Genomic DNA, 22,625 nt, shown 5'->3' on the forward strand with positions numbered 1-22,625 from the left:
GGTACGCCCCGCCGCCGCCCGAACCCGCGATCCGGACCCTGCCCACCGAGTCCTACGCGCCGTGGCTGACGCGCGCCCTGGCGTTCGTGATCGACTACCTGCCCTACGTCGTCATACTCGGCATCGGCTCCGCCATCTACTTCAGCACCATGCAGTCGACGTGCGTCACCGACATCACCCAGTACGACGTCAACCAGTACTGCGCGCAGCAGCCGTCGGTGATCGGCCAGCTGCTGCAATGGCTTTCGAACCTGGTCGGCCTGGCCTACCTCGTCTGGAACTACGGCTACCGCCAGGGCACCACCGGGTCGAGCCTCGGCAAGTCCGTCATGAAGATCAAGGTGGTCAGCGAGGTCACCGGCCAGCCCATCGGTTTCGGGATGTCGGTCGTCCGCCAGATCGCGCACTTCGTCGACGCGATCGTCTGCTTCATCGGATTCCTTTTCCCGCTGTGGGATTCCAAACGGCAGACGTTCGCCGACAAGATCATGACGACGGTCGTCCTGCCCATCGAACAGGGCTGACCCTCCGCCGGTCACTAGGCTGGCGTGGATGAGCCAGCACCGCGAGTTCTCCGGACTAGCCACCAAAGCCATCCACGCCGGCTACCGGCCGGACCCGGCGACGGGCGCGGTCAACGCCCCGATCTACGCCAGCAGCACCTTCGCCCAGGACGGCGTCGGGGGCCTGCGCGGCGGCTTCGAGTACGCGCGCACCGGCAACCCGACCCGGGCCGCGCTCGAGGCGTCGCTCGCGGCCGTCGAGGAGGGCTCCTTCGGACGGGCCTTCGGCTCCGGGATGGCCGCCACCGACTGCGCCCTGCGGGCCATGCTGCGGCCCGGCGAGCACGTCGTCATCCCCAACGACGCCTACGGCGGCACCTTCCGGCTGATCGACAAGGTCTTCACCCGGTGGAACGTCGACTACACGCCGGTCGCGCTGTCCGACCTGGACGCCGTCCGCGGCGCCATCACCCCCCGGACCCGGCTGGTCTGGGTCGAGACGCCGACCAACCCGCTGCTGACCATCGCCGACATCGCGGGCATCGCCGAGCTGGCGGCTCAGAGCTCGGCGAAAGTGTTGGTGGACAACACCTTTGCCTCGCCCGCGCTGCAGCGGCCGCTGACGCTGGGCGCCGACGTCGTGCTGCACTCGACCACCAAGTACATCGGCGGCCACTCCGACGTGGTGGGCGGCGCGCTGGTCACCAACGACGAGGAGCTCGACGAGGCGTTCGGCTTCCTGCAGAACGGCGCCGGCGCGGTGCCGGGTCCCTTCGACGCCTACCTGACGATGCGCGGGCTGAAGACGCTGGTGCTGCGCATGCAGCGGCACAGCGAGAACGCGATGGCCGTCGCGGAGTTCCTCGCCGGGCATCCGGCGGTCGGCGCGGTGCTGTATCCCGGTCTGCCCGGCCATCCCGGACACGACGTCGCGGCGCGGCAGATGAGCGACTTCGGCGGCATGGTGTCGGTGCGCCTGCGCGGCGGCCGCCCGGCCGCCGAGGCGCTGTGCGCGGGCACCGAGGTGTTCATCCTGGCGGAATCGCTGGGTGGGGTCGAGTCGCTGATCGAGCTGCCGAGCGCCATGACGCACGCGTCGACGGCCGGTTCGCAGCTCGAGGTGCCCGACGACCTCGTGCGGCTGTCCGTCGGGATCGAGGACGTCGCCGACCTGCTGGCCGACCTGGAAGGAGCGCTATCGCGCGTCGGGCAGTGAGCCTACGAGTGGTACGGCTCCGCGCTGACCAGCGTGACCTCGATGGTGCTGCCGTTGGGCACGGTGTAGCTGCGCGTCTCGCCGACCTTCGCGTCGATCAGCGCGCCGCCCAGGGGTGAATTGGGCGAGTACACCTCGAGCTTGCCGTCGTTGACGCCCTCCTGGCGGGTGGCGATCAGGAACGTCTCGCTGTCCGACTTGTCGCCGTTGTAGTACACCTTCACCACCGAACCGGGCAGCGCCACACCGGACTGCTTGGGCGCCTCGCCGACCTTGGCGTTGTTGAGCAGGTCCTGCAGCTGACGGATGCGGGCCTCCTGCTGGCCCTGCTCCTCGCGGGCCGCGTGGTAGCCGCCGTTCTCGCGCAGGTCGCCCTCCTCGCGGCGGTCGTTGATCTCCGCGGCGATGATCGGACGGTTGGCGATCAGCTGGTCGAGCTCGGCCTTGAGTCGGTCATGGGACTCCTGGGTCAGCCAAGTCACCGAAGTGTCCGTCATCTCGTCGTGCTCCTTGTTGTCGTTCCGCGCGTCCGCGCAAGCCTGTCAGCCCCGCTGCCGGGGTGCCCCCGGGTTTCCTCCCCGTCTGCTGCGCCCGGTCGTGCTCACGGCCTTTAATGCAGCAATACACGGTCCCAGCAGGAACCGTGCATTCATCCATGTTACCACCGTGCAAACAAATGATGACCCAATTCGGGCGGTTCCGCTTACCCGGGCGTCAGGCCGGGCGCAGGTAGGCGGGCACTTCGGTGCCGCAGCCGTAGATGTCGGCCATCGCCGGCGGCTTGCTCGACTTCACCGTCGTCGTCACCTGGACGGTCGCCTGCGCCGCGGGCGGGACCAGCACCTCGCGCCGGCCCGTCTCGCTGCCGTCCTTCGCGCGGACCCGCACGATGCAGTCCACGGGGCGCGACGGGTCGGATCGCGTCACGCTGATCGTTACCGACGCCGTCTCGTCGTCGACCACCCGGTAGCCCGCCAGCGACCCGGACACGTCGCTCGTGCCCAGCCGTCGGTAGCCGATGACGGCCACGACCAGTCCGGCCGCGGCGGCCAGGATCGCGAGCGTGATGACGACGCGACGCGTGGACACCGGGGCCGAACGCGAGCGGCCGTAGCGGGCCTCGGGGGGCTGAATGGGAGCTTCGGTCATGCCTGGGTATGCCTGGATTCTGTGTCGCCGGCGGTTCGCCGGGCACCTGCCGGCGGCGCGCAACGATCACCGAACTGGAATTATAGGGTCGAACAGGCGACCGGCGGACAGACAGGGGGCACGTGAGCGAGCTGCGGTTGATGGCGGTGCACGCCCACCCCGACGACGAGTCCAGCAAGGGAGCGGCCACCCTCGCCCGCTACGCGGCCGAGGGGCACCGCGTGATGGTGGTGACCCTGACCGGCGGCGAGCGCGGCGACATCCTCAACCCCGCGATGGACCTGCCCGACGTGCTCGAGCACATGGCCGAGATTCGCCGCGACGAGATGGCCAAGGCCGCCGAGATCCTCGGCGTGGAGCACACCTGGCTGGGCTTCGTCGACTCGGGGCTGCCGCAGGGCGACCCGCCGCCGCCGCTGCCCGACGACTGCTTCGCCCTGGTGCCGCTGGAGGTGTCCGTCGAGGCGCTGGTGCGGGTGGTGCGCGAGTTCCGCCCGCACGTGATGACGACCTACGACGAGAACGGCGGCTACCCCCACCCCGACCACATCCGCTGCCACCAAGTGTCGATCGGCGCCTTCGAGGCGGCCGGGGACCACCGCCTGTATCCGGACGCCGGCGAGCCCTGGACGGTCTCGAAGCTGTATTACATCCACGGGTTCCTGCGGGCGCGCATGCAACTGCTGCACGACGAGGCCGTCAAACACGGTCACGAGCCGCCGTTCAAGAAGTGGCTCGAGCACTGGGCCGCCGACCGCGACCCGTTCGAAACGCGGGTGACCACCCGGGTGGAATGCTCCGAGTATTTCGGCCAGCGCGACGACGCGCTGCGCGCCCACGCCACCCAGATCGACCCCAACCACGACTTCTTCGCCGCGCCGATCGAATGGCAGCAACGGCTCTGGCCCACCGAGGAATTCGAGCTGGCCCGGTCGCGCGTTCCGGTCCGGCTGCCCGAGGACGACCTGTTTGCCGGAATCGAGGACAACGGGTGAACCAGCTGCTCATCGCGGTGCTCGCCGACGACGCACCGCGCCACACGGGACCGGACTTCGGCAAGGCCAGCCCCGTCGGGCTGCTGATCGTCGTGCTGCTGCTGATCGCCACGCTGTTTCTGCTGCGGTCGATGAACCGGCAGCTCAAGAAGGTGCCCGAGTCGTTCGACCCCGTACACCCCGAGCCGGACCAGGCCGCCGACGAGGGCACCGACACGGTCGAGGATGGCCCGGGGCACGCGCCGGGCCCGGCCGACGGATCGCCGCGCAAGCCGGGGTCCGGTGATGGACCCGGCTGACCCCGCGGGGGCCAACACGCTCGGGCTGGCGACCAGCCCTTACCTGCGCCAGCACGCCGACAACCCGGTGCATTGGCAGCAGTGGACGCCGCAGGCGCTGGCGGCCGCCACCGAGCGCGACGTGCCGATCCTGCTGTCCATCGGCTACGCCGCCTGCCACTGGTGCCACGTCATGGCCCACGAGTCGTTCGAGGACGACCGGGTGGCCGCGGTGATGAACGCCGACTTCGTCTGCATCAAGGTCGACCGCGAGGAGCGGCCCGACATCGACGCGGTCTACATGAACGCGACCGTCGCGCTCAACGGGCACGGCGGCTGGCCGATGACCTGCTTCCTCACCCCCGACGGCCGCCCCTTCTTCTGCGGCACCTACTACCCGAAAGACGGCTTCCTGCAATTGCTTTCGGCCGTCAGCGCCACCTGGCGGGACCGCCGTGGCGAGGTCGAGGAGGCGTCCGACCGCATCGCTGGGGAGCTGCGCCGGATGGCGGACGGGCTGCCTTCGGGCGGCCCCGACGTGGCGCCCGCGCTGTGCGACCAAGCCGCCGCGGGCGTGCTGCGCGACGAGGACACCGCCCGCGGCGGGTTCGGCGGCGCCCCCAAGTTCCCGCCGTCGGCGCTGCTGGAGGCGCTGCTGCGCCACCACGAGCGCACCGGGTCGACGGCCGCCTTGGAGGCGGTGGAGCGCACCGGCAACGCGATGGCCCGCGGCGGCATCTACGACCAGCTCGCCGGCGGGTTCGCGCGCTACAGCGTCGACAACGCCTGGGTGGTGCCGCATTTCGAGAAGATGCTCTATGACAACGCCCTGCTGCTGCGCGCGTACGCGCACTGGGCGCGCCGCACCGGGGACCCGCTGGCGCGCCGCGTCGCCGCCGAGACCGCGCGGTTCCTGCTCGACGGGCTGGCCGACGGCGACATGTTCACCTCGTCGCTCGACGCCGACACCGAGGGGAGCGAGGGCTCGACCTACGTCTGGACGCCGGGTCAACTGACTGACGTCCTCGGAGACGACGATAGCGCCTGGGCCGCAACCACATTCGCGGTCAGCGCGTCCGGAACGTTCGAGCACGGCACCTCGGTGCTGCAACTACCGGTCGATCCGGATGACCCCGAGCGGCTGCGGCGCGTGCGGGCGGCGCTGCTGGCGGCGCGGCTCACCCGGGCGCAGCCCGGCCGCGACGACAAGGTCGTCACGTCCTGGAACGGCCTGGCGATCACGGCGCTGGCCGAGGCAGGGGTGGCGCTCGACGACCCGGGGCTGATCGACGCCGCGCGGCGCTGCGCGACCGCGCTGCTGGGGCTGCACCTGGTCGACGACCGGCTGCGGCGCGCCAGCCTGGGCGGCATCGTCGGTGACACCGCGGGCATCCTCGAGGACTACGCCATGCTGGCGACCGGCCTGCTGACGCTGCACCAGCTGACCGGCGACGAGTCCTGGCTCGCGGCGGCGATCGACCTGCTGGACACCGCCCTGCGGCACTTCGCCGACCCGCAGCGCCCCGGACGCTGGTTCGACACCGCCGACGACGCCGAGGCGCTGGTGCTGCGACCCGCCGACCCCCTGGACGGGGCGACCCCGTCGGGCGCGTCGTCGGTCACCGAGGCGCTGCTCACCGCCGCGCACCTGGCCGGCGGCGACCGTGCCGAGCGGTACCTGCGGGCGGCGGCCGACGCGCTGAAGGAGCACTCGCTGCTGCTGGAGCGGGCGCCGCGCTCGGCGGGACACTGGCTGGCCGTCGCGGAGGCGGCGGTCCGTGGGCCGCTGCAGATCGCGGTCGCCTGCGACCCGGCCCGTTCGCCGCTGCTGGCCGACGCGCGCCGCCTGGCGCCGGGCGGGGCGATCGTCGTCGGCGGCGAGAAGAACTCCTCGGCCCTGCTGGCGGATCGGGATCGCGTGGCCGGCGCCGACGCCGCCTACGTGTGCCGGGGACGCGTCTGCGACCTGCCGGTCACCACCGCCGAAGACCTGGCGGAGGCGCTGGCCGCGGGCCCGTCCGGGCCACGGTAGCGTCTGATCCATGCCCAGCGCCGAACACATCGCGGACACCGTCAAGCGCTACATCGACCTGGTCGCCAACGGCGGCGCCGACGACCTGGTCGAGCTGTACGCCGACGACGCGACCGTCGAGGACCCGGTCGGGGGAGAGGTGCACATCGGGCGGCAGGCGATCCACGGCTTCTACTCCGCGGTCGACAACGTCGAGCGCGCATGCGAATTGGTGACGCTGCGCGTGTGCGGCAACGAGGCGGCGTTCCACTTCCGCCTGACCGTTACCGCGGGCGAGCACCGGATGGTGATCGAGCCGATCGACGTCATGGTGTTCGACGAAGAGGGCAAGGTCGCGTCGATGAAGGCCTACTGGTCGCCGGCGGACGTCACGCAGCTCTAGCCGCCGAGCCAGGCCCCGGTCCCCGTGTAGAAGACCGCGAACCACATGGCGATGTAGTGCAGGATCGCCGCGACCACGGTGAACGCGTGGAAGATCTCGTGGTAGCCGAAGGTGCTGGGCCATGGATCGGGCCAGCGCAGCGCGTAGAAGATGCCGCCGAGGCTGTAGAAGACGCCGCCGGTGGCCAGCAGCACCATCGCGGCGACGCCCGCCTCGTGCAGGATCGTCGGGCAGAACCAGACGGCGACCCAGCCGAGCAGGATGTAGAGCGGCACGCCCAGCCAGCGCGGCGACGTCGGCCAGAACACCTTGAGCAGGATGCCCGCCGCCGCACCGCCCCAGACGATGCACTCCACGAACATCCCGGTGTTCTGCGGCATCGCCAGGCGGGCGAACGGCGTGTAGCTGCCGGCGATGAACACGAAGATCATCGAGTGGTCGAGCCGCTTCATCAGGTTGCGGGCGGCCGCGGACTTCCATTGCACCCGGTGGTAGGTGGCGCTGACGGCGAACATCGCCACCGTGGACGCGGCGTACACCAGCGTCGAGTGCCCGGCCCGGGGCGAGGACACCGCCCAGGACACCGAGACGAGCGTCGCGCCGGTGACGACGGCCAGCCACGCCGAATAGAAGTGGATCCAGCCGCGCATGCGCGGCTTGCTCAGGACGTGGGCGGCACCCTCGACGAGTTGGTCGACGGTATTGCCGGGCGCGATGGTCTCGTCGGGCTCTCTACCGGTGGCCGTGTCGATCTGGCTGCTCATGTCTGTTTTGGCCTTCTCCTGTGCGTGTCGTGGCAGTGGGCTTGCCAGTTTGATACCCGTCAACAGTAAAGGGGAACCGTCACGGAAGGGTCTCGACGTGCGGTGAGATTGGCGAGATTGCGGACCGGAATTTGGCGTCGCTCACAGTAGGGTGGTTGTTCGTGGAGATCATCCCGCCGCGTCTCAAAGATCCGCTGTATCGGGTCTACGAGCTGCGGTTGAGGCAGGAACTGGCGGCCGCCAAATCCCACCTTCCCCGCCACATCGCGGTGCTGTGCGACGGCAATCGGCGGTGGGCGCGCAACGCCGGCTATCACGACGTGAGCTACGGCTACCGCATGGGGGCGATCAAGATCGCCGAGATGCTGCGGTGGTGCCAGGAGGCGGGCATCGAGATGACCACCGTCTACCTGCTTTCCACGGAGAACCTGCAACGCGACCCGGACGAATTGGCCGGGCTCATCGAGATCATCACCGACGTGGTCGAGGAGATCTGCGCGCCGGCCAATCGCTGGAGCGTGCGCACGGTCGGCGACCTGTCGTTGCTCGGCGACGAACCGGCCCAGCGCCTGCGCACCGCGGTGGGATCGACACCGGGCGTCGCCACGTTCCACGTCAACGTCGCCGTCGGCTACGGCGGCCGCCGGGAGATCGTCGACGCGGTGCGCGCGCTGTTGAGCAAGGAGCTCGCCAACGGCGCGACCGCCGAGGAGTTGATCGACGCGGTGACGGTCGACGGCATCTCCGAGAACCTGTACACCTCGGGGCAGCCCGATCCCGACCTGGTGATCCGCACGTCGGGGGAGCAGCGCCTGTCCGGGTTCCTGCTCTGGCAGAGCGCGTACTCGGAGATGTGGTTCACCGAGGCGCACTGGCCCGCGTTCCGCCGGGTCGACTTTCTGCGCGCCCTTCGCGACTACAGCCAGCGACACCGGCGCTACGGCAAGTAACGACCCTCCCGAGGTGGGCATCTCGCGTGCCAGACTGGACGCATGGCTGCGCTGTCGGCGGTGGTGTTCACGCTGAGCGGCTGGCTGGGGTTGTACCTGCTGGCCCGCGACCCGCGTAAGCCGGTGCTCGCGTTGGCCGCGACCGGGCTCTGCGGTTTCGCGCTCGTCGTGGCCCTGGACGCCGTGCGCACCGCCGGGCCGCACACGCTCGCCGGCGTGCTCAGCCGCGTCGAGATCTATCTGGTTGCCGTCCCCAGCGTCGCCTGGTTCGCCGTCTTGATCGAGCTGTCCCGCCCGAGCGACCACTGGCGGACGCGCACCCGGGAGGCGCTGCTGGTGGGCGGGGTCGCCGCGCTGACGCTGCTGGGCGCCGCCGTGGCGGGCAGCGTCGACGGCCCGCTGCGCCCGGGCCATCTGCTGATGTTCGCGGTCATCTCGGTGTCCACGCTCGGCGCGATGGTGGCCGCGCTGCGGCGCCCGGCTCAGCCGGTGTCGGTGGCCGGCGTCGTGGTGGTGGCGACGCTGTTCTTCGCGCTGGCCAACGCCATCCTGATCATTCCCCTGGGGCTGGTGCCCAGCTGGCTGGCGCTGGCGTCCACCGGCTTCGACGTGCTGATGCTCGGTGTGGCGGTCGCCCTGTGGGACGCCTTCGACGAAGGGCAGGCGTTGCGCGCCGACATGCTGCGCTCGTTCGCCGGCACCAGCCTGGTGGCGGCGCTGTTGGGGGCGCAGGCGCTGATCGGGCTGGCGGCGACGCGCAGGGAGCCCTCCGCGCAGACGGTGCTGACAGTGCTTTTGTTCACCACGCTGGCGATCGCGCTGACGGTTCAGGTGCTGGCCGATCCGCTCGCCGGCCTCCTCGACCGGCTGGCCTTTTCGAAATCCCCCGCGCTGCGGGCGGATCGGGCAGCGCTGCGGCACACGGAGGCCGCGTTGCCGCTGCGCGCGGCCGATCCGTTGCACGACGTCGACGACGACACGTTCGCCCGGCTCACCCGCCGGGCGCTGGGCCACTACGGCGATCTGACGAAGCTGGTCGCCAGCCCGCTGACGGCGCTGCCGTGCATCGACGAGCGGCTGGCGGCGCGCGGTGCCCCCGACCACCCCCTGGAGCGCGCCAACGAGCTCAAGGCCGTGCTCGCCGACGCCATCGGGCGGCTCAAGCCCCGCGACGCAGGCGATTTCGGCACCACCGAGCAGTGGCGCCACTACAACTCGCTCTACTTCCCCTACGTCGTCGGCGTGCGGGCGTACGCGCAGAACGCCACGGCCGCCGGTCTCGACCCGACCGCGCGGCAGGCCTGGCAGTGGCTCGTCACCGAGGTCCCGCAGCGCTCGCTGCACAACTGGCAGAACGCCGCGGCGCGGCTCGTCGCCGCCGACCTGCGCGGTCGGGTGCCGGTGCCCAGCAAGTAAGCGTGGCGACAACGCGGGTCGTGAGGCGTCCGGCCGCGCACTGTCGCGGTGACGGTTGATTGCGTGATTCCCGCGCCGATGAATCGCGGGCTTCTCGCCGCGACGCTACGCTCGCGCCCGGGGGGATACCACCGAAAGGCGTTCGATGGCTTTGTCGACAATCCCGCCCGCAAAGGTCGTCCGGGCGATAGAACGGACCCGGCATCACCTTGGACGGCTGTACCGCCGATCGATTCCCGCCCCGGCGGGTCTGCTCGAGATGCTGATGGACGCGTTCGTCGCCCAGGCCATTACGACGGCGGCCGATCTCGGCATCGCGGACGCACTGGCGAACGGACCGCTTTCGCCCGAGGACTTGGCGCGCGCGGTCGACGCGGACACCGACGCGCTTCGCCGTCTCATGCGGGCCCTTATCTCCCGCGGCGTCTTCCGGCTACGCCGCGACGGCCGCTACGACCTCACCCCCTTGGCGCAGCCGCTGCGTCGCGACGCCGATGTCTCACTGGCCGCCTGGGCCCGCTGGGCGGGTTCGCCCCAGCTGCGCGAGCGGTGGAGCCACCTCACCGAGGGCATCCGGGCGGGCCGGTGCACCGCGGCGGAGATGCGGGATCAGAACATGTTCGACTACCTGGCCGAGCAGCCGGAGCTGCAGGACATCTTCAACGAGGCCATGACCAACGTCTCCGAGCTGTCGATCGCGCCGCTCATGGCCGCCTATGACTTCGGGCGCTTCGGCCCGACGATCGTCGACGTCGGCGGCGGGCACGGCCGCCTCCTTTCGGCCATCCTCACGGCCACACCGCACGCCTGCGGTGTGCTCTTCGACCAGCCGCAAGTGGTGGCGGGCGCCCCGGACGAACTGCGCAAGTACCGGGTCGACGACCGAGTCGAGATAGCCGAGGGATCGTTCTTCGACGCCGTCATTCCGACCGGGGGCGACGTCTACGTGCTCAAGAACGTGATTCACGACTGGCTCGACGACGACGCCGAACGCATCCTGCGCAACGTCCGCGCGGCATGCGGCACGGGCAAGCATGTGGTGCTCGTCGAACTGGTGATCCCCGCGCACAACCGGGACAACCCGGGCAAGTGGCTGGACCTGGACATGTTCGTCAGCGCCGCCGCCCGGGAACGCACCGCCGACGAATACGCGCGGTTGCTCGAGCGCGCGGGCTTCCGCTTGACGCGGGTGGTCGAGACGGCGTCGCCATTCAGCCTCGTCGAGGCGCAGGCGGTCTGACGGCGCCCGCCATTCCGGCCAACGGCCCCACCTTCCGGGACGTGCGGCGGCGACGCCGGAATAGCGAGACGAAATCCCTGGTCATGCCCGACGTGGCAGTGACTGGCAGTGCCACGGGTCGATATGGCAGTACTCCGGCGGAACGCTCGACACTGTTCGACCCAACCCGCTACCGCGAGGAGTAATCACATGACCGCCATCCCGGGTCAGACCACCCGACCCCTCTACGACTCGACCGACTCGCTGCTGCGTTTCGCCATGCGCGCCGATGCCACGCTGACCGGCCTGTGTGGTTTGGCCGTCGCGTTCGTCGCCGACCCGGTGTCGAAGCTGACGGGCCTCACGTCCCTGCAGGAGTACGCGCTCGGCGCGGCCTTCGTGCTGTACGGGCTCGTCGTGTTCAGCCTGGCCGCGCTGCCGAACCTGCGTCGTGTCGGTGTCGGCATCGTCGTCGCCAACGTCGCCTGCACCCTGGCCACCGTCGTGGCCGCGGAAGCCGTGCCGATGACGGCGACCGGGGTCGCCGCCACGCTGGCGACCGGCGTGTACACGGCGGCGTTCGGCGCGCTGCAGTACGTCGGCGTGCGCCGGCTCGCCGTCTAGCTTCCAGCCTGGTGCGGGGCCTCCGTTCGGGCGGGGCCCCGCTCACGGGTGTGTATCCACGGCTTTGTGCGTGTATCCAGGGCGACGACACGCCGACGGGCCCCGCCGCCTCTACACAGTCGACGCGGTCAGTTCGCACTCAACGGCCGCCGGCCCCGCTCAGAGCTTGCGCAGCCTCAGGCGGTTGATGGAGTGGTCGGCGTCCTTGCGCAGCACCAGGGTGGCGCGCGGTCGCGTCGGCAGGATGTTCTCCACCAGGTTCGGCCGGTTGATGGACCGCCAGATCTCGCGCGCGGCGGCGACGGCCTTGGCGTCGTTGAGCGCGGAGTAGTGGTGGAAGTGCGATTCGGGGTCGGCGAACGCCGTGCCGCGCAGGGACAGGAACCGCGACACGTACCACTGCTCGATGTCCTCGATCCGGGCGTCGACGTAGAGCGAGAAGTCGAACAGGTCCGACACCATCAGCGTCGGACCGGTCTGCAGAACGTTGAGCCCCTCGAGGATCAGGATGTCGGGATGGCGGACCACGTGCTTGGCACCCGGGATGATGTCGTACTTGAGGTGCGAATACACCGGCGCGCAGGCGTAGTCGGAACCCGACTTCACCGAGGTGACGAACCGCATCAGCGCCCGCCGATTGTAGCTCTCGGGAAAACCCTTGCGGTGCATCAGGTTTCGCCGGTCCAGCTCGGCGTTGGGGTAGAGGAACCCGTCCGTGGTCACCAGGTCGACGCGGGGGTGGTGGTCCCAGCGCGCCAGCAACGCCTGCAGGACGCGGGCGGTCGTCGACTTCCCGACGGCCACGCTGCCGGCCACCCCGATGATGAACGGCACCGGCCGGTCCGGATTTTGCTGGGGTTCGCCGAGGAACTCCGCTGTCGCGGCGAACAGGCGCTGCCGGGCGGCGACCTGAAGGTGGATGAGCCGGGCGAGCGGCAAATACACCTCTTCAACCTCGAGCAGGTCGATCTGCTCGCCCAGACCGCGCAGCCCGACCAGCTCTTCTTCGGTCAGCGGCAGCGGCGTCGACATGCGCAGCGCGCGCCATTGCTTCCGGTCGAACTCCACGTAAGGGCTCGGCTCGCTAAGCCGCGGCATGCAGCCAGTGTCGCAGGGGTCGGCGTGCCGCCGACGCTTGGGCCGGGCAAAACGGCCGCTCGATAGACTTGCCCGCGTGACCGCCGCACCTCATGCCCGCACCGCCGCCCCCGAAACCGCGTCCGTGATGTCCGCCCCGCTGTCCGAGGTGGACCCCGACATCGCCGAACTTCTGGACAAGGAGCTCGGCCGCCAGCGCGACACCCTCGAGATGATCGCCTCGGAGAACTTCGTGCCCCGCTCGGTGCTGCAGGCGCAGGGCAGCGTGCTCACCAACAAGTACGCCGAAGGCCTGCCCGGGCGGCGCTATTACGGCGGTTGCGAATACGTCGACGTGGTCGAGAACATCGCCCGCGACCGCGCCAAGGCGCTGTTCGGAGCCGAGTTCGCCAACGTCCAGCCGCATTCGGGCGCCCAGGCCAACGCCGCGGTGCTGCACGCGCTGATGACGCCGGGGGAGCGGCTCCTGGGCCTCGACCTCGCCAACGGCGGCCACCTGACGCACGGCATGAAGCTGAACTTCTCCGGGCGGCTCTACGAGGCCGGCTTCTACGGCGTCGACCCCACCACGCATCTGGTCGACATGGACGCGGTGCGGGCCAAGGCGCTGGAATTCCGTCCCAAGGTGATCATCGCGGGATGGTCGGCCTACCCGCGGATCCTCGACTTCGCGGCGTTCCGGTCGATCGCCGACGAGGTGGACGCCAAGCTGTGGGTGGACATGGCGCACTTCGCCGGCCTGGTCGCCGTCGGCCTGCACCCGTCGCCGGTGCCGCACGCGGACGTCGTCTCCACCACCGTGCACAAGACGCTCGGCGGGGCGCGCTCGGGCATGATCCTGGGCAAGCAGGAGTACGCCAAGGCCATCAACTCGGCGGTGTTCCCCGGCCAGCAGGGCGGCCCGCTGATGCACGTCGTCGCCGGCAAGGCTGTCGCCCTGAAGATCGCGACGACGCCCGAGTTCGCCGACCGCCAGCAACGCACGCTGTCCGGCGCGCGCATCGTCGCCGATCGCCTGACGGCCGCCGACGTGGCCAAGGCGGGGGTGTCGGTGGTCAGCGGCGGCACCGACGTCCACCTGGTGCTCGTCGACCTGCGCGACTCCCCGCTCGACGGCAAGGCCGCCGAAGACCTGCTCCACGAGATCGGCATCACCGTCAACCGCAACGCGGTCCCCAATGACCCGCGGCCGCCGATGGTGACGTCGGGCCTGCGGGTGGGCACGCCGGCGCTGGCGACCCGCGGTTTCGGGGACGCGGAATTCACCGAGGTCGCCGACATCATCGCCACCGCGCTGGCGGCGGGAACGTCGGCTGACGTGCCGGCCCTGCGGCAGCGCGTCACCCGCCTGGCCAGCGAGTTCCCCTTGTACGACGGCATCGAGGACTGGACGCTGGTCGACCGCTGACGGCGGAAAAAAGCGGGACAGCTTCCTCCGGAAAAGCCCGGGAAGGACCAAAGTCACAACTTGTCCCGACACGCTTCGGGAAATTTTACGACACCTGTACCCGGAGGTTACAGTAACCGCATGGCACAGAAACCTGTCGCTAATGCGCTGACCCTTGAACTCGAGCCCGTGGTCGAGCTGAACATGGACCGCCACCTCAACACCGAGGACCTGTGGTTCGCCCACGACTACGTGCCCTTCGAGCGCGGCGAGAACTTCGCCTTCCTCGGCGGCCGGGACTGGGATCCGTCCCAGGCGACGCTGCCCCGGCAGTTCACCGACGCGTGCGAGATTCTGCTGCTGCTCAAGGACAACCTCGCCGGTCATCACCGCGAGCTCGTCGAGCACTTCATCCTCGAAGAGTGGTGGGGCCGATGGCTGGGCCGGTGGACCGCCGAAGAACACCTGCACGCCATCGCCCTGCGCGAGTACCTCGTCGTCACCCGCGAGGTCGACCCGACCGCCAACGAGGAGGCGCGGGTCCAGTACGTGATGCGGGGCTACCGCGCCGACCACTACTCGCAGATCGAGACCCTGGTGTACATGGCGTTCACCGAGCGCACCCACGCCGTGTTCTGCCGTAACCTTGCCGCGCAGCTCGAAGAGCCGATCCTGGCCGGCCTGATCGACCGGATCGCCCGGGACGAGGCACGCCACGAGCTGTTCTTCTCCAACCTCGTCGCGCACTGCCTCGAGACCCACCGCGACGAGACGATCGCCGCGATTGCCGCGCGGGCCGCCGAGCTCCAGGTCGTCGGCGCCGACATCCTCGAGTACAAGGACAAGGTCCAGCACGTCGCCGAGGCCGGCATCTTCGGCGAGGCGGAGCTGCGCCAGGCCATCTCAGACCGCATCAAGGACTGGGGCGTCGCGGACGAGCCTGCGCTGCAACAGTTCGTCATCGCCTGACGCGGTAGGTCTCGGCGCGCGTCCGGCGCGCCTGCACGGCGGGCACGCGGCCACGAGAGTAGCGTCGTGGGCGATGGCCAGCGACATGCTCTGCTGCCAGGGCGGCACCTCCCGTCACGAGTACGGCAGGACCGGCCCCGGTCCTGGTGCCGCGGTTCCCGCCGACATGCCTGTGCGGGTCCGCGCGGGCTCATCCCGCTCGAGGAGCGCTACGTGACCGAAATCCGGACCTACGTGATCGATACGTCCGTGCTGCTGTCCGACCCGTGGGCGTGCAGCCGGTTCGCCGAGCACGAGGTGGTGGTCCCGTTGGTGGTGATCAGCGAATTGGAGGCCAAGCGCCACCACCACGAGCTGGGGTGGTTCGCCCGGCAGGCGCTGCGCCTGTTCGACGACCTGCGGCTCGAGCACGGACGGCTGGATCAACCGATTCCCGTTGGCGCACAAGGCGGTACGCTTCACGTCGAGCTCAACCACACCGATCCGGCGGTGTTGCCCGCGGGCTTCCGCACCGACAGCAACGACTCCCGCATCCTGAGCTGCGCCGCCAACCTGGCCGCCGAGGGCAAGCGAGTCACGTTGGTGAGCAAGGACATTCCGCTGCGGGTGAAGGCCGCCGCGGTGGGCCTGGCCGCCGACGAGTACCACGCCCAGGACGTGGTGGCCTCCGGATGGTCGGGGATGGCCGAGATCGAGACGGCCGTCGACGACATCGACGCGCTGTTCGCCGATGGCGAGATCGACCTGGTCGAGGCGCGAGACCTGCCCTGCCACACGGGAGTTCGGCTGCTGGGCGGCAGCTCGCACGCACTGGGCCGCGTCACCGCGGCCAAGCGCGTGCAGCTGGTGCGCGGCGACCGCGAGGTGTTCGGGCTGCGCGGCCGGTCGGCCGAGCAGCGGGTGGCGCTCGACCTGCTGCTCGACGAGTCGGTGGGCATCGTGTCGCTGGGCGGGAAGGCCGGCACGGGCAAGTCCGCGCTCGCGCTGTGCGCCGGCCTGGAGGCGGTGCTGGAACGGCGGACCCACCGCAAGGTCGTGGTCTTCCGTCCGCTGTACGCCGTCGGCGGCCAGGAGCTGGGCTACCTGCCCGGCAGCGAGAGCGAGAAGATGGGACCCTGGGCGCAGGCGGTGTTCGACACGCTCGAGGGGCTCGCCAGCCCGGCGGTGCTGGACGAGGTGCTCTCGCGGGGCATGCTCGAGGTGCTGCCGCTGACCCACATCCGCGGCCGCTCGCTGCACGACTCGTTCGTGATCGTCGACGAGGCGCAGTCGCTGGAGCGCAACGTGCTGCTGACCGTGCTGTCGCGGCTGGGCACCGGATCGCGCGTGGTGCTGACCCACGACATCGCGCAGCGGGACAACCTGCGGGTCGGGCGCCACGACGGCGTCGCGGCGGTGATCGAGAAACTCAAGGGTCACCCCCTGTTCGCCCACATCACGCTGCTGCGCAGCGAGCGATCGCCGATCGCGGCGCTGGTCACCGAGATGCTCGAGGAGATCGCGGGCCCGCACTGACGGTACGTAGGGGCGCAGTGGCGCCGGGTATGGTCGGCGCCTCGGTAAACTTCCTACGTGCCGAAACGACCCGACAGCCAGGCCTGGCGTTACTGGCGGACCGTCGCCGGTGTGGTGGCCGCCGCCGCGGTGCTGGTGATCGGCGCGCTGACCGGCCACGTGACGCGTGCCGACAACCTGAGTTGCTCGGTGGTCAAGTGCGTCGCGCTGACGTTCGACGACGGGCCCAGCCCGTTCGACGGCCGCCTCCTGCAGGTGCTCAAGGACAACGACGCCAAGGCCACGTTCTTCGAGATCGGCAACAAGGTGGCCGCCAATCCCGCCGGGGCCAGACAGGTCGCCGACGCCGGGATGGAGATCGGCAACCACACGTGGGAGCACCCCAACATGACGACGATCCCGGCCGACGACGTCGCGGGTCAGTTCTCCCGGTCCAACGAGGCGATCACCGCGGCCACCGGGCGGACGCCGACGCTGTGGCGCCCCGCCGGCGGCCTGTCCAACGACGCCGTCCGCCAGGTCGCCGGGAAGTACGGCCTTGCCGAAATTCTCTGGGACGTGATCCCTTTCGACTGGATCAACGACTCCAACACGGGCGCGACACGCTACATGCTGATGACCTACATCAAGCCGGGCTCGGTGGTGTTGTTCCACGACACCTACTCGAGCACCGTCGATCTGGTGTACCAGTTCATCCCGGTGCTCAAGGCCAACGGCTACCGCCTGGTGACGGTGAGCGAACTGCTGGGACCGCGGGCGCCCGGCAGCAGTTACGGCGGTCGCGACAACGGACCGCCGGTGAACGGCCTGCACGACATCCCGGCCAGCGAGATTCCCCCGCTGCCGAACACGTCGTCGCCGAAGCCGATGCCCAACTTCCCGATCACCGACATCCCGGGCCAGAACTCGGGCGGCCCGAACAACGGCGCCTGAGGGCGCCTGGCAGGACGCGCCGTTACCGTTAGAGCGTGATGACCGCGGGCTGGCTTCGGGCACGGCTTCCGTCGCGATCGGCCGGGGTGGACACAACGCGGCGAAAGTCCGCCCGCCGGTTGTCGATTCAGTACGGGTTCGACCTGGCCCTGGCGTACGTGTTGGCCGTCGTCGAGGCCGCCGCAATCTTGATCCCCCTGCGCGGGCACACCTCCACCCCGACCAACACCGACTTCATCGAGAACACCACGGTGGCGCTGCTGGTGCTCATCGCGGTCGCGATCGTCGGCGTCGCTGCGGCCGGAGCGGCGAGCCTCGCTCCCACGCTGCGGTGGTTCGTCGCCGGCGACGAACCGACGGCTGAGCAACGCGAAGCCGCCATGAAAATGCCCGGGCGGCAGTCCGTGATCCTGTTGGCGGCATGGGCCATCAGCGGTGGGATCTTCATGCTGCTCAACCTCCGCGGCGGCGCTCAGTTCCTGCTGCCGATCGCGCTCGGCGCGCTGTTGGGCGGACCGGCCGCCGCGGGAACGGGAATGCTGCTCTCGCAACGCATCCTGCGACCCATCATGGGGGCCGCCACGAGGGGTGGCGAGCCCCGGCTGACGGTGCCCGGCGTGTATGCCCGCCTGGTCCTGGTGTGGTTCATGGGCAGCGCGTTTCCGATCGGGGTGATCGCGGCCCTGGTGGTGCTGCGCTCGTACGGTTGGCTGATCGAGCGGTCGGCATCCCTGGACGTGCCGATCCTGGTGGTCTCGCTGGCGGCGCTGATCCTCGGGCTACCGACGATGATCCTGACCTCCCGGTCCATCTCCGACCCGCTCGCCGAGGTCGTCGATGCGATGGCCCAGGTGGAGCACGGGCAGATGGACACGCACGTGGGCGCCTACGAGCGCTCCCAAATCGGGCGTCTGCAAACGGGATTCAACCGGATGGTCACCGGCCTGGCCGAGCGGGACCGGGTGCGTGACCTGTTCGGGCGTTACGTCGGGGCCGACGTCGCGCACCGCGCGATCGAGGAGGGCGTGTCGCTGTCGGGTGACGTGGTCGACGCGGCGGTCCTCTTCATCGACCTGGTGGGATCGACGCACCTGGCGGAAAGCCGGCCACCGCAGGAGGTCGCCGAGGTGCTCAACGACTTCTTCCGCATCGTCGTGCGCGCCGTCGACGAGCAGGGCGGACTGATCAACAAGTTCGCCGGTGACGCGGCGCTCGCCGTCTTCGGGGCGCCCCTGCCGGCCGACGATCCGGCGTCGGCGGCGTTGGCGACGGCGCGCGCGCTGGGCACTCAATTGCGCACGCTCCCGGTCGATTTCGGGATCGGCGTGTCGGCGGGCCGGGTGTTCGCCGGCAACATCGGCGCCGAGAACCGTTACGAATACACGGTGATCGGCGACGCGGTCAACGAGGCCGCGCGCCTGGCCGATCTCGCCAAGACCGCCGACCGGCGCATCCTGTGCGCCGCGGGCGCGATCGACCGGGCCGGCGAGGCCGAGCGCCGGCACTGGGCCGAGTGCTACTCCACCGTGCTGCGCGGTCGCTCCGAGGCCACCCACGTCTCGGCCCCGACGGTGACGGCTACTTCCTGACCTTCAGCGCCGCGATCACCTTGCCGATGATGCCGGCCGAGCCGGCGTCGCCGATCGGGGTGGCGCCCATGAAGACGGTGACCGGCTTGGTGTCGACCGCGATGATCACGACCGAGTCGCCCTTCACGTTGCGCGCCGGGTCGGCGATCGTGATGTCGGCGTCGACGCGAGCCGCCTTGGTGCCGTCCACCGTGAGGGTCGACGTCTTGGTCGGGCCCAGAGTGGGCTGCGCGTTCGCGTAACCGGGGCCGCTGGCCACGCAGTCCATCAACTTCGATGCCTGCGCCGCGACGTCCATGCTCGTGACGAAGTTGGTGACGGCGACCTCGGCCTGCATCATCCACTGGTTCGCGCCGGGCACCTCCTGGCCGACGCCCACCGCGCCGATCAGGTTGGGGCTCTGATCATCCGAGAAGGGACCCCACCCCGGTGTCGCGCTGGCCGGGAAGGAGAGCTTGCCCGCGCTGATCGTGTCGCCGGTCGGCTTGTCGCCCCCGGAGACGTTCGGGGTGCATCCGGTCGCGGTCTGCTCACCGCTGCCCGGCGCCGACGTCGGGGCGGAGGTCGGCTGCGAGGTCGACGCCTTGTTCGACTTGCTTCCGCCGCCGCCGCTCAGCCCGACCACGAGGATGACGACGAGGGCGATGACGCCCACGAGCGCGACGCCGCCGAGGATCAGCCAGGGCAGCTTCGAGCGGGGGCCGCCGGGCGGAGGGCCGGGCTGGTACGGGCCGCCCCATCCCGGGCCCGGTTGGCCGGGGTACTGCTGGCCCGGATAGGGCTGGCCGGGCGGCGGGTACTGCTGGCCCGGCGGCGGGTATTGCTGCCCCGGTGGTGGCGGCGGATAGCCACCGGCCGCGTACGGATCGGTCCCGCCCTGCGGACTGGGGTACGCCCCGCCGGGCGGCGGGTACGGGTACGAACCCTCCTGCGGTTGGCCGCCCTGCGGCTGACCACCCCAATAGGGTTGCTGCCCATAGGGGTTCGACCCGTAGGGATCCTGACCGTAGGGACCCCCGGGAGGAGCCGTCATAAAAGAACCACCCTCACTCGCATCAACTTTTTCAGTCTTCCGGCTGAACCCGGGCCATCGCCAGGACGTCCAGGCGGCGGTCGAGTTCTTCTTCCGACAGCTTGTCGCCGATCAGGCCCCGATCGATGACGGTCTGCCGAATCGTCTTGCGCTCCTTGAGCGCCTGCTTGGCCACCGCGGCTGCCTCCTCGTAGCCGATGGCCGAGTTCAGCGGCGTCACGATGGACGGCGACGACTCGGCCAGCTCGCGCAGGTGCTCGACGTTGGCGGCCAGCCCGACGATGCAGCGCTCCGCGAACAGCCGGGACACGTTGGTCAGCAGCTTGAACGACTCGAGGATGTTGCGGGCCATCATCGGGATGTACACGTTGAGCTCGAAGGCGCCGTTCGCTCCGCCCCAGGCCACCGCGGCGTCGTTGCCGATCACCTGCGCCGCGACCTGCGTGACCGCCTCGGGCAGAACGGGATTCACCTTGCCGGGCATGATCGAGCTGCCCGGCTGCAGGTCCGGCAAGCGGATCTCGGCCAGGCCGGTCAGCGGGCCCGACCCCATCCAGCGGATGTCGTTGGCGATCTTGGTCAACGACACCGCGATCGTGCGCAACGCTCCGGACGCCTCGACGAGCCCGTCACGGGCGGCCTGCGCCTCGAACGAGTTCTTCGCCGGGCGCAGTTCGCTCAGGCCCGTCGAGGCGATCAGCGTCTCGACCACCTTGGCGCCGAACCCGTCCGGCGCGTTGAGGCCGGTGCCGACCGCCGTCCCGCCGATGGCCAGCTCGCCCAGGCGCGGCAGCGTGGCGCGGACCCGTTCGATGCCGGCCTCGACCTGCCGGGCGTAGCCGCTGAACTCCTGGCCGAGCGTCACCGGGACGGCGTCCATGAGGTGGGTGCGTCCCGACTTGACCACCGTGTGCCACTCGCGGGCCTTGCTCGCCAGGGCGTCGTGCAGGATCTCGAGCGCCGGAATGAGGTGGCGCACCGCGGCCTCGGTGGCCGCGATGTGGGTGGCGGTGGGGAAGGTGTCGTTGGACGACTGCGACATGTTGACGTCGTCGTTGGGGTGCACCGTCACGCCGGCCTTGGCGGCGACGGACGCGATCACCTCGTTGGTGTTCATGTTCGAGCTTGTGCCCGAACCGGTTTGGAACACGTCGATGGGGAACTGGTCGTCGTGTTGCCCGTCGGCGATCTCGGCCGCGGCCGCGATGATCGCGTCGGCCTTTTCGGGCGCGAGCAGGCCCAGGTCCTTGTTCACCTGGGCGCAGGCGCCCTTGAGCAGGCCGAGCGCGCGGATCTGCGTGCGCTCCAGGCCCCGCCCGGAGATCGGGAAGTTCTCCACGGCGCGCTGAGTCTGCGCGCGCCACAACGCCTTGACGGGGACGCGGACCTCGCCCATGGTGTCGTGCTCGATGCGGTACTCGGTGTCGTCGACTTCAGCGGCCATAGATGAGGCTTCCTCGCTTCGGATTCGGTCAGGGCAGGGGATAGGCGGCGGTGCTGTCGCCGGTGAAGTCGATGGCGGAGTACTCGTTGAGCTTCGAGAGCCGGTGGTAGGCGTCGACCATGCGCACGGTGCCCGACTTCGACCGCATGACGATCGACTGGGTGGTGCAGCCGCCGGGGTAGTACTGCACGCCCTTGAGCAGGTCGCCGTTGGTGACCCCGGTGGCGCAGAAGAAGACGTTCTCCCCGGACACCAAATCCTCGGTGGTCAGCACCCGGTCGACGTCGTGGCCCGCGTCGATGGCCTTCTGCCGTTCCTCGTCGTCCTTGGGCGCGAGCTGGGCCTGGATGGCGCCGCCCATGCAGCGGATGGCCGCGGCGGCGATGATTCCCTCCGGGGTGCCGCCGATCCCGGCGAGCATGTCGGTGCCCGACAGGTACCGGCACGCCGAAATGGCGCCCGCGACGTCGCCGTCGGTGATCAGCCGGATGCGGGCCCCGGTCGCGCGGACATCCTCGATGAGCTGGGCGTGGCGGGGCCGGTCGAGGATGCACACCGTCATGTCCCGCACCGACAGGCTCTTCGCCTTGGCGACCGCCCGGATGTTCTCGGCGATCGGGGCGGTGATGTCGAGGACGTCGGCCGCGTCGGGGCCGACCGCGATCTTGTTCATGTAGAACACCGCGGACGGGTCGAACATCGCCCCCCGCTCGGCCACCGCGAGCACCGAGATGGCGTTGGGCATGCCCTTGCTCATCAGCGTGGTGCCGTCGATGGGGTCGACGGCGAAGTCGCATTCCGGGCCGTCGCCGTTGCCGACTTCCTCGCCGTTGTAGAGCATCGGCGCGTTGTCCTTCTCGCCCTCGCCGATCACGACGACGCCGCGCATGGACACCGAGTTGACCAGTTCGCGCATGGCGTCGACGGCCGCGCCGTCGCCGCCCTCCTTGTCGCCGCGGCCGACCCAGCGGCCGGCGGCCATGGCGCCGGCCTCGGTCACGCGCACCAGTTCCAGGGCCAGGTTGCGGTCCGGCGCTTCCCGGCGCGGGCGGCCCTGCGACGAACCCGGGCCGGCGGCGGCCGAGTTGTCACCCTCAGCTGTCATGGTTCGAGATTGTCCCAGAAGCGG

General features: G+C 70.1%; 22 protein-coding genes. 15 read left to right on the forward strand and 7 right to left on the reverse strand.

The features are described 5' to 3' along the window. On the forward strand, positions 1 to 524 hold a 524-nt coding region (locus GPY60_RS19530), incomplete at its 5' end, for an RDD family protein (RefSeq protein WP_156689344.1). Positions 525 to 552: 28 nt separating this feature from the next. Further along, positions 553 to 1,719, forward strand: a complete 1,167-nt coding sequence (locus GPY60_RS19535) for a cystathionine gamma-synthase (protein ID WP_156689345.1) — start codon at positions 553 to 555, stop codon at positions 1,717 to 1,719. 2 nt (positions 1,720 to 1,721) lie between these two features. Here GPY60_RS19535 and greA read toward each other — a convergent pair whose 3' ends face one another. After that, the gene (gene greA, locus GPY60_RS19540; RefSeq protein ID WP_156689346.1) at positions 1,722 to 2,216 is read right to left on the reverse strand and encodes a transcription elongation factor GreA; all 495 of its coding nucleotides are present in this window, start codon (positions 2,214 to 2,216) and stop codon (positions 1,722 to 1,724) included. A gap of 217 nt (positions 2,217 to 2,433) precedes the next feature. Next, entirely contained in the window at positions 2,434 to 2,868 is a 435-nt protein-coding gene (locus tag GPY60_RS19545) for a DUF4307 domain-containing protein (protein ID WP_156689347.1), read from the reverse strand. Between the two features lie 122 nt (positions 2,869 to 2,990). Between GPY60_RS19545 and mca the strand changes: the two genes are divergently transcribed. Genes mca through GPY60_RS19565 form a run of 4 tightly spaced genes read left to right on the forward strand, consistent with a single transcriptional unit; the run spans position 2,991 to position 6,555 of the window. Further along, positions 2,991 to 3,863, forward strand: coding sequence for a mycothiol conjugate amidase Mca (gene mca, locus GPY60_RS19550; protein ID WP_156689348.1), 873 nt, complete (start codon positions 2,991 to 2,993; stop codon positions 3,861 to 3,863). Continuing rightward, the gene (locus tag GPY60_RS19555) at positions 3,860 to 4,162 is read left to right on the forward strand and encodes a hypothetical protein (RefSeq protein WP_156689349.1); all 303 of its coding nucleotides are present in this window, start codon (positions 3,860 to 3,862) and stop codon (positions 4,160 to 4,162) included. The genes mca and GPY60_RS19555 overlap by 4 nt, the downstream gene beginning before the upstream one ends. Beyond that, positions 4,149 to 6,173, forward strand: a complete 2,025-nt coding sequence (locus tag GPY60_RS19560) for a thioredoxin domain-containing protein (RefSeq protein WP_156689350.1) — start codon at positions 4,149 to 4,151, stop codon at positions 6,171 to 6,173. The genes GPY60_RS19555 and GPY60_RS19560 overlap by 14 nt, the downstream gene beginning before the upstream one ends. 10 nt (positions 6,174 to 6,183) lie before the next feature. Then, positions 6,184 to 6,555, forward strand: coding sequence for a nuclear transport factor 2 family protein (locus GPY60_RS19565; RefSeq protein WP_156689351.1), 372 nt, complete (start codon positions 6,184 to 6,186; stop codon positions 6,553 to 6,555). Here the strand turns inward: GPY60_RS19565 and trhA are convergent. Further along, positions 6,552 to 7,319, reverse strand: coding sequence for a PAQR family membrane homeostasis protein TrhA (gene trhA, locus GPY60_RS19570; protein WP_156689352.1), 768 nt, complete (start codon positions 7,317 to 7,319; stop codon positions 6,552 to 6,554). The genes GPY60_RS19565 and trhA overlap by 4 nt on opposite strands. Before the next feature lie 161 nt (positions 7,320 to 7,480). On the opposite strand from trhA, the gene GPY60_RS19575 reads away from it, so the two are divergent. From GPY60_RS19575 to GPY60_RS19590, 4 genes are all read left to right on the forward strand, one after another. After that, positions 7,481 to 8,269 carry a (2Z,6E)-farnesyl diphosphate synthase gene (locus GPY60_RS19575; RefSeq protein WP_156689353.1) on the forward strand — a complete coding sequence of 263 codons (789 nt, stop codon included), beginning with the start codon at positions 7,481 to 7,483 and terminating at the stop codon, positions 8,267 to 8,269. A 42-nt stretch (positions 8,270 to 8,311) separates the two neighbouring features. Continuing rightward, positions 8,312 to 9,685, forward strand: a complete 1,374-nt coding sequence (locus GPY60_RS19580) for a hypothetical protein (protein ID WP_156689354.1) — start codon at positions 8,312 to 8,314, stop codon at positions 9,683 to 9,685. A 145-nt stretch (positions 9,686 to 9,830) separates the two neighbouring features. Beyond that, positions 9,831 to 10,925 carry a methyltransferase gene (locus GPY60_RS19585; RefSeq protein ID WP_156689355.1) on the forward strand — a complete coding sequence of 365 codons (1,095 nt, stop codon included), beginning with the start codon at positions 9,831 to 9,833 and terminating at the stop codon, positions 10,923 to 10,925. Between the two features lie 189 nt (positions 10,926 to 11,114). After that, positions 11,115 to 11,528, forward strand: a complete 414-nt coding sequence (locus tag GPY60_RS19590; RefSeq protein ID WP_156689356.1) for a hypothetical protein — start codon at positions 11,115 to 11,117, stop codon at positions 11,526 to 11,528. A 159-nt stretch (positions 11,529 to 11,687) separates the two neighbouring features. Here GPY60_RS19590 and coaA read toward each other — a convergent pair whose 3' ends face one another. Then, positions 11,688 to 12,626, reverse strand: coding sequence for a type I pantothenate kinase (gene coaA, locus GPY60_RS19595; RefSeq protein WP_156689357.1), 939 nt, complete (start codon positions 12,624 to 12,626; stop codon positions 11,688 to 11,690). A gap of 127 nt (positions 12,627 to 12,753) precedes the next feature. On the opposite strand from coaA, the gene glyA reads away from it, so the two are divergent. The 5 genes from glyA to GPY60_RS19620 all read left to right on the forward strand — a co-directional run bounded on the left by glyA (position 12,754) and on the right by GPY60_RS19620 (position 19,019). Beyond that, positions 12,754 to 14,034, forward strand: coding sequence for a serine hydroxymethyltransferase (gene glyA, locus GPY60_RS19600; protein ID WP_156689392.1), 1,281 nt, complete (start codon positions 12,754 to 12,756; stop codon positions 14,032 to 14,034). A gap of 120 nt (positions 14,035 to 14,154) precedes the next feature. Further along, the gene (locus GPY60_RS19605) at positions 14,155 to 14,982 is read left to right on the forward strand and encodes an acyl-ACP desaturase (RefSeq protein WP_156689358.1); all 828 of its coding nucleotides are present in this window, start codon (positions 14,155 to 14,157) and stop codon (positions 14,980 to 14,982) included. Between the two features lie 213 nt (positions 14,983 to 15,195). After that, on the forward strand, positions 15,196 to 16,497 hold the full coding sequence (locus GPY60_RS19610) for a PhoH family protein (RefSeq protein WP_156689359.1): 1,302 nt from the start codon (positions 15,196 to 15,198) through the stop codon (positions 16,495 to 16,497). Positions 16,498 to 16,554: 57 nt separating this feature from the next. Continuing rightward, positions 16,555 to 17,430 (forward strand): polysaccharide deacetylase family protein, encoded by an 876-nt coding sequence (locus tag GPY60_RS19615; protein ID WP_156689360.1) that lies wholly within the window; start codon positions 16,555 to 16,557, stop codon positions 17,428 to 17,430. Between the two features lie 143 nt (positions 17,431 to 17,573). Further along, positions 17,574 to 19,019, forward strand: coding sequence for an adenylate/guanylate cyclase domain-containing protein (locus GPY60_RS19620; RefSeq protein ID WP_197283748.1), 1,446 nt, complete (start codon positions 17,574 to 17,576; stop codon positions 19,017 to 19,019). Here the strand turns inward: GPY60_RS19620 and GPY60_RS19625 are convergent. From GPY60_RS19625 to glpX, 3 genes are read right to left on the reverse strand one after another with little or no spacing between them, the layout of a single operon-like run. Next, entirely contained in the window at positions 19,009 to 20,052 is a 1,044-nt protein-coding gene (locus GPY60_RS19625; RefSeq protein WP_156689361.1) for a hypothetical protein, read from the reverse strand. The genes GPY60_RS19620 and GPY60_RS19625 overlap by 11 nt on opposite strands. A gap of 31 nt (positions 20,053 to 20,083) precedes the next feature. Further along, positions 20,084 to 21,496, reverse strand: a complete 1,413-nt coding sequence (locus GPY60_RS19630) for a class II fumarate hydratase (RefSeq protein WP_156689362.1) — start codon at positions 21,494 to 21,496, stop codon at positions 20,084 to 20,086. Between the two features lie 28 nt (positions 21,497 to 21,524). Continuing rightward, positions 21,525 to 22,601: a class II fructose-bisphosphatase gene (gene glpX / locus GPY60_RS19635; RefSeq protein WP_156689363.1), complete on the reverse strand. Its 1,077-nt coding sequence runs from the start codon at positions 22,599 to 22,601 to the stop codon at positions 21,525 to 21,527. Positions 22,602 to 22,625: the final 24 nt, after the last annotated feature.

The sequence above is a fragment of the Mycobacterium sp. Marseille-P9652 genome (assembly GCF_902652685.1).
Classification (GTDB): Bacteria; Actinomycetota; Actinomycetes; order Mycobacteriales; family Mycobacteriaceae; genus Mycobacterium.

Coding starts and splice junctions, on each gene's coding strand:
- GPY60_RS19545 (WP_156689347.1), bottom strand. CDS start 2,868: ATGACCGAAGCTCCCATTCAGCCCCCCGAGGCCCGCTACGGCCGCTCG.
- coaA (WP_156689357.1), bottom strand. CDS start 12,626: ATGCCGCGGCTTAGCGAGCCGAGCCCTTACGTGGAGTTCGACCGGAAG.
- GPY60_RS19590 (WP_156689356.1), top strand. CDS start 11,115: ATGACCGCCATCCCGGGTCAGACCACCCGACCCCTCTACGACTCGACC.
- GPY60_RS19580 (WP_156689354.1), top strand. CDS start 8,312: ATGGCTGCGCTGTCGGCGGTGGTGTTCACGCTGAGCGGCTGGCTGGGG.
- GPY60_RS19565 (WP_156689351.1), top strand. CDS start 6,184: ATGCCCAGCGCCGAACACATCGCGGACACCGTCAAGCGCTACATCGAC.
- GPY60_RS19585 (WP_156689355.1), top strand. CDS start 9,831: ATGGCTTTGTCGACAATCCCGCCCGCAAAGGTCGTCCGGGCGATAGAA.
- trhA (WP_156689352.1), bottom strand. CDS start 7,319: ATGAGCAGCCAGATCGACACGGCCACCGGTAGAGAGCCCGACGAGACC.
- GPY60_RS19605 (WP_156689358.1), top strand. CDS start 14,155: ATGGCACAGAAACCTGTCGCTAATGCGCTGACCCTTGAACTCGAGCCC.
- GPY60_RS19630 (WP_156689362.1), bottom strand. CDS start 21,496: ATGGCCGCTGAAGTCGACGACACCGAGTACCGCATCGAGCACGACACC.
- greA (WP_156689346.1), bottom strand. CDS start 2,216: ATGACGGACACTTCGGTGACTTGGCTGACCCAGGAGTCCCATGACCGA.
- GPY60_RS19560 (WP_156689350.1), top strand. CDS start 4,149: ATGGACCCGGCTGACCCCGCGGGGGCCAACACGCTCGGGCTGGCGACC.
- GPY60_RS19535 (WP_156689345.1), top strand. CDS start 553: ATGAGCCAGCACCGCGAGTTCTCCGGACTAGCCACCAAAGCCATCCAC.
- GPY60_RS19625 (WP_156689361.1), bottom strand. CDS start 20,052: ATGACGGCTCCTCCCGGGGGTCCCTACGGTCAGGATCCCTACGGGTCG.
- glyA (WP_156689392.1), top strand. CDS start 12,754: ATGTCCGCCCCGCTGTCCGAGGTGGACCCCGACATCGCCGAACTTCTG.
- glpX (WP_156689363.1), bottom strand. CDS start 22,601: ATGACAGCTGAGGGTGACAACTCGGCCGCCGCCGGCCCGGGTTCGTCG.